The organism is Micromonospora sp. NPDC051296, assembly GCF_040682255.1.
In the GTDB taxonomy this organism is placed as follows: Bacteria; Actinomycetota; Actinomycetes; order Mycobacteriales; family Micromonosporaceae; genus Micromonospora; species Micromonospora craterilacus.
The window spans coordinates 1-4,974 of record NZ_JBFBAO010000449.1 but is presented as its reverse complement, the minus strand read 5'-3'; the positions used below and the strand labels follow the sequence as shown (position 1 = coordinate 4,974).

Sequence of the window (4,974 nt, the reverse complement as noted above, 5' to 3'; positions counted from 1 at the left end):
TCTATCCGAAGCTCGGCATCCGTTCGCGGGTGGAGTTGGCCCGGGTGCTGGGGATTACGTAGTTCTACGCACGCGAGCGGTCATCGGTGGCTCATAGGTTCAGGCCATGTCACCTTCTATTTCCCGCCGTACCGTTCTCGCTGGCACGGCGGCTGCGGCGGCCGTGGTCGCCACCACCGGGTCGTCCGTCGCCGCCAGTGGCAGGAAGCCGAAGCCCACGATCGTGCTGGTCCACGGCGCCTTCGCCGACGCCACCGGCTGGGCCGATGTGATCAAACGGCTCAGCGGCGACGGTTACACCGTGATCGCGCCGCCGAATCCGTTGCGTGGCGTCGCTTCCGACTCTGCCTACCTTGCGGACTTCCTCGCCACGCTGACCGGCCCGATCGTGTTGGCCGGACACTCCTACGGCGGCGTGGTGATCAGCAATGCGGCGACCGGGAACCCGAACGTGAAGGCGCTCGTCTACATCGCCGCGTTCGCGCCCGACGCCGGCGACACTGTCTACGGTCTGCAGAACCAGTTCCCGGGCACCGAACTGCACGAGGCGCAGCTCGACTTCCGCCCGTGGGACGGAGGCGTCGACGGGTACGTCAAGCGGGCGGACTTCCGGCGCGTCTTCGCCGGCGACCTGTCGCCTTCGGCCGCTGAACTGCTGTGGTCCACGCAGCGCCCCGGTGACGTCTCCACCCTGCAGGCGGCATCCGGTGAACCGGCCTGGCGCGGCATTCCGTCGTACTACCTGGTCGCCCGCGAGGACAAACTGATTCCGGCCGCCGCGCAACGCTTCATGGCGGCGCGGGCCCGAGCCCACACGGTCGAAGTGAAGGCGTCGCACGTCGCCATGATCTCGCAGTCCCGTGCCACTGCCGACCTGATCCGAAAGGCTGCCCGATGAGCTTCGTGACCACCTCCGACGGAACGCAGATCTACTACAAGGACTGGGGCGCCGGCCGCCCGGTCGTGCTCAGCCACGGGTGGCCGCTGAACTCGGACAGCTGGGAGGCGCAGCAGCTGTTCCTGGCCGACAACGGCTACCGGGTGATCGCGCACGACCGGCGCGGTCACGGCCGGTCCACGCAGACATGGCACGGCAACGAGATGGACACGTACGCCGACGATCTGGCCGCCCTCATCGACCATCTTGATCTCAGTGACGTGACGCTTGTCGGGTTCTCCACCGGAGGTGGGGAGATCACCCGGTACATCGGGCGGCACGGAACCTCGCGGGTAGCGCAGGCGGTCCTCGTCTCGGCGGTGCCGCCGCTGATGGTGCGCCGCGACGACAACCCGGACGGTGTGCCGATCGAGGTGTTCGACGGGCTCCGAGCCGGCTCGGTGGCGGACCGGTCCCAGCTTTACCGAGATCTGGCGGACGGGCCGTTCTTCGGCAACAACCGGGCCGGTGTGAAGATCTCGGAGGGTATCCGGCGGGCGTTCTGGCTGCAGTCGATGGCGGCCGGGCACCGCAACGCCTACGAGTCGATTGCGGCGTTCTCGGCCACCGACTTCCGCGACGACCTGGCCAGGTTCGACGTGCCGACGTTGATCATTCACGGTGACGACGACCAGGTGGTGCCGTTCGAGGTGGGCGGCAAGGCGTCGGCAACGCTGGTCAAGGGCGCGCAGCTGATCGTCTACCCGGGCGCGCCGCACGGCATCACCGACACCCACAAGGAGCAGCTCGGCAATGACCTGCTCACGTTCCTGAAGGAGTTCGGCGCATGAGCACGATCGTCCTGATCCACGGGCTGTGGGTGACCCCGCGCAGCTGGGAGCAGTGGATTCCGTACTACGAGGCCAAAGGGCACAGGGTCATCGCACCCGCCTACCCCGGTTTCGAGGTCGAAGTCGAGGCGCTGCGGGCCGACCCGACTCCGGTCGCGCGCCTGACCGTCCCGGAGACGGTCGCCCACCTTGAGAAGGTGATCACCGCGCTGCCGGAGAAGCCGATCCTGATCGGTCACTCCTTCGGCGGCACGCTCACCCAGCTGCTGCTCGACCGCGGGCACGGCGCGGCCGGCGTGGTGATCGACTCGGCACCGCCGGAGGGCATCCGGGTCGCCCCGCCGTCGCAGATCAAGTCGCTGTTCCCGATCCTGAACAACCCGGCTAAGCGGCACCGGGCGGCCGGATTCACGGCCGAACAATGGCACTACGCGTTCGCCAACACACTGTCGGAGGAAGAGTCGCGTGCGGCGTACGACAGGTACGCGATCCCGGCACCGGGCAGCTGGGTGTGGGCCTACGGGCTGATCGCCAACTTCAAGCCCGGCAAGCAGGAGACCTGGGTCAACTTCAAGAACAACGAGCGGGCGCCCCTACTGTTCATCGCCGGCGGAGCGGACCACATCATGCCCCCGTCGGTCAACCGGTCCAATGCCGAGCACTATAAGGCGCCGGACACGATCACCGAGTACCACGAGTTCCCAGACCGGTCGCACTGGACGTGCGCGGAGCCGGGCTGGCAGCAAGTCGCGGACAAGGCGCTCGAATGGGCGCTCCGCCACGCACGCTGAGGTTAGCGCCGCCCCGCTCGAGGCGGGGCGGCTCTGCCCGCTACGTCAGTCGTCCGTCGATGCACACACACGCGCTCACGGCGGGTGCGAGGCGGGCGGTGCCACCTGGCTGCCGTCGGTCGTGGCGGTCTACCCAGCGGGAGACCCGGCCGACCCGCCAGTAACGGGCGGTCGCCGTACTGTTCGCCAGGGAGCGGGAGATGGCACCCTGATGGTGGCGGCCACATCAACCAGGAGATTGCGTCTCGGCTGTTCCTCAGCCACTGGATCGTGGTGTCACACCTGTCGCGCTGTCTTCGCCAAGCTTGCCGTCAAGTCGCGGAGAGCGATGGCGAACCGGTTTGGGCAGCGCGACCTAGGTGCAACCATCCCGCACCGCCGGCCGTGTCTGAAGTACAGGCGGGAGGGCAGATGCGCGACGCGGACGGCTTCGACGAGTTCTACCGGGCGACTTCAGCCCGGATGCTGCGCTACGGGTACGCCCTGACCGGTGACCTGTCCGAAGCGCAGGACCTGGTGCAAGAGGCGTACCTCCGGGCCTGGCAGCGGTGGCGCCGGCTGGCCGGGTACGACCACACCGAGGCGTGGGTGCGGCTGGTGCTGACCCGGCTCGCCACCGACAACTGGCGGCGCCTGCGCAACTGGCGGCTGATCCTGCCCCGCGCCGGTCCACCCGGCGACGCCCCCGCGCCCAGCGAAGACACCGTGCTGCTTGTCGGCGCGCTGCGGCGGTTGCCCACCGCCCAGCGCCGGGCGATCGTGCTGCACTACCTGTGTGACATGTCGGTGGCCGAGATCGCCGTCGAGACGGGATCGTCCCCCGGGACGGTCAAGTCGTGGCTGTCCCGCGGGCGGGCTGGGCTCGCCGCCGTACTCGATGATCTGACGCCGGAGGCGAACGATGTCGCCTGACCTCGACCGAATGTTCTCCGCACTGCAGGCAGACGCCAGCCGGGTGGGCCTGCCCGCGCCGGATGGCCTGCGCGAGCGCGGCAACCAGCGCACCCGCCGGCGCGCGATCGCTAGCCTGGTCGCGATCGCGGTGTTGGCCGGCGGCGTGTCGATCGGTGCCCGGCAGCTCCTCGCCGGCCCGGTTGCGCCGGCCCCGCAGCCCGGCCAGACCGTGACCCCGTGGCCGTCGCCCACGGCGGCACCGGCGTCCGAGGAGCCCTATCCCGCCGGCTCGCCGCTGCCGATGCCGGCCGGCTGTGAGGACGTTTTGGTCTACCCGTACGACGGACCGGCGCCCGCCGGTCAAGCTCTGCCCGCCTCGGTAATGCTGCGCGCGGGCGACTGGGGCAAGTGCCACGCGATGGTCGGCGACCACGCCGGCTACCCGGCGTGGGAGCGGGGCAAGCTGCCCGAGCCCCAGCCGGACCTGTGCTTCGGCGACGAGCCGTACCGCGCCGACGCGGACCGGGTTGCCGGCCGGTTCCGGCAGTTCGCCGGCGGCCCAGAGGTGTATGGCTTCGAGTCCGTCACCCGCTACCGGGCCGGCGGCGCCGAGGCGTTTCTGGCCGAGGTGCGGGACAGGGTCGCCCGGTGCGCCACATTCACCTCGCCGGACCAGACCGGGGACGCGACGTGGCGCGCGCAGGTCGCCGAGCGCGACTTCACCGGTGACGAGAGCCTGCTCGTCTACGTAGGAACCGGCACCGCCGCCAAGCCGAGCTACCCCGGTTGGTGGGTGGGGGTTGCCAGGGTCGGCGACCTCGTGATCGTCGTGGAACCCGTGTCTGACCTGGGCGGGAGCCGCGCGTTTGCGAAGACCATGACCGGCAAGGCCGTGCAGAGAGCCACCTGACTCAGGTATCGCGCGATCATCGGCGGAGCGCTCAAGCGGACCGGTAACAGCGGAGGGTGCAGGTTCCTGGGCGCTGACCGGGTCACTGCCGGGGTCGGGATCAGTGCTGCGCCGGGGGAAGCCGGAGGGTGACGACCTGGAACGGTCCCAGGGTGAGATCCACCACGTTGCCCTCGACCGAGACCGGGGCAAGCGCGCCGATCTCGGTGTTGTCCCGTTCGAGCAGGTCACAGACCCGCACCTCGGCGAGATCGAACGACGCGGTGAGCCGGGTGTGGGCGCGGCCGCCGAGCGCCTCGTAGAGCCGGATGATCACGTCGCCGGATCGGTCGTCGGCCAGCTTCACGGCCTCCACCACGACGGCGGGGTTGGTCACCTCGATCAGCGGAGCGACCGGTCGCGCGCCCAGGTGCTGGCGGATCGGCAGGTTCGCCCGGTAGCCCTCGCGTACCGCGTCGGCGATCTCTGCGCCGCAGACCAGCGCGTACCCGAATCGGTGCGAGCCCTGGTCGGTGTTCGGGTCTGGGTAGCGGGGACCGCGCAGCAGGGAGAGCCGTACCGTGGTCGGCTGCGCCCCCAACACGTCACCGGGTGGTTGGCGGGTCACGTCGTGGCCGTACGTGCCGTCGTTGACCAGCGCCACGCCGTAGC

6 protein-coding genes are annotated in these 4,974 nt (G+C 69.8%); 5 read left to right on the top strand and 1 reads right to left on the bottom strand.

What is annotated here, in order from left to right; genetic code table 11:
- Positions 1-163: 163 nt before the first annotated feature.
- From AB0M52_RS30510 to AB0M52_RS30490, 5 genes are all read left to right on the top strand, one after another.
- On the top strand, positions 164-898 hold the full coding sequence (locus AB0M52_RS30510) for an alpha/beta hydrolase (protein WP_363960889.1): 735 nt from the start codon (positions 164-166) through the stop codon (positions 896-898).
- Positions 895-1,728, top strand: a complete 834-nt coding sequence (locus AB0M52_RS30505; protein WP_363960887.1) for an alpha/beta hydrolase — start codon at positions 895-897, stop codon at positions 1,726-1,728. The genes AB0M52_RS30510 and AB0M52_RS30505 overlap by 4 nt, the downstream gene beginning before the upstream one ends.
- Positions 1,725-2,519, top strand: coding sequence for an alpha/beta hydrolase (locus tag AB0M52_RS30500; protein ID WP_363960885.1), 795 nt, complete (start codon positions 1,725-1,727; stop codon positions 2,517-2,519). The genes AB0M52_RS30505 and AB0M52_RS30500 overlap by 4 nt, the downstream gene beginning before the upstream one ends.
- A 411-nt stretch (positions 2,520-2,930) precedes the next feature.
- A complete protein-coding gene (locus AB0M52_RS30495) occupies positions 2,931-3,431 on the top strand; it encodes a SigE family RNA polymerase sigma factor (protein WP_363960883.1) in 501 nt (166 codons plus the stop codon).
- Positions 3,421-4,323: a hypothetical protein gene (locus tag AB0M52_RS30490; protein WP_363960881.1), complete on the top strand. Its 903-nt coding sequence runs from the start codon at positions 3,421-3,423 to the stop codon at positions 4,321-4,323. Before AB0M52_RS30495 ends, AB0M52_RS30490 begins: the two co-directional genes overlap by 11 nt.
- Before the next feature lie 100 nt (positions 4,324-4,423).
- On the opposite strand, the gene AB0M52_RS30485 is transcribed toward AB0M52_RS30490, so the two are convergent.
- Positions 4,424-4,974 (bottom strand): glycosyl hydrolase-related protein (locus AB0M52_RS30485; RefSeq protein WP_363960879.1); only part of this gene is annotated, 551 nt, incomplete at its 5' end.